The 620-nt window shown below is 66.8% G+C and carries 1 protein-coding gene and 1 pseudogene; both read left to right on the forward strand.

Translation table 11 applies throughout. The annotated features are described in order from the left end of the window. Positions 1-239 (forward strand): annotated as a pseudogene (locus ABD250_RS15335) (NAD(P)/FAD-dependent oxidoreductase); the annotation flags it as partial. Then, positions 236-620: class II aldolase/adducin family protein (locus tag ABD250_RS15340; protein ID WP_344393143.1), on the forward strand; the 385-nt coding region annotated here is incomplete at its 3' end. The pseudogene ABD250_RS15335 and the gene ABD250_RS15340, both read left to right, overlap by 4 nt.

Genomic DNA, 620 nt, shown 5'->3' on the forward strand with positions numbered 1-620 from the left:
AGGTCGTGGGACGCGTCGGAGGCAATGTCGACCACGTCCTCATCGGACACCCGCAGGTCCACGGCAAGTTCGCCGCCCTCTACACCATCGACGGCACCACCGTCCGGGGCGCAGCCATCGTGAACTGGCCCAAAGCCCTCATTGCCTGCCGTCTGGGCATGGCCAGGGGCATCACGGTGCAGGATCTGCGCGCCAAGCTCGAACCCCAGTTGGAGCCACCGGCGAGGAGGGCGTCATGACACCCGGGAACTTGCTGCCCCAGACCGAGAGCGTCACCCGGGAACGTATCGCCCTCGCCTGCCGGGTCTTGGCCCATCGGGGCCTTGCAGATGGAATCTTGGGTCACATCAGCCTGAAAATTACCGACAGCACATTGCTGGTGCGCTGTCGCGGCCCGTACGAACGCGGACTGGCGTATACGCAAGCCGAAGACATCCGCATGGTGGACCTCGACGGCAATCCCGCCGCCGACGGCGAGCTCGCGGACGGGTACACGGTCCCCAACGAACTGCCGCTGCACACCGAGCTCTTCCGGCGCCGCCCAGACATCCGGGCTGTCGTTCACGCCCATCCCCCGCGAGTGGTTGCCGCCGACCTGGCAGGGCTTGCAGTACGCCCCA

This window comes from Dietzia cercidiphylli (genome assembly GCF_039531545.1).
GTDB classification, from domain to species: Bacteria; Actinomycetota; Actinomycetes; order Mycobacteriales; family Mycobacteriaceae; genus Dietzia; species Dietzia natronolimnaea.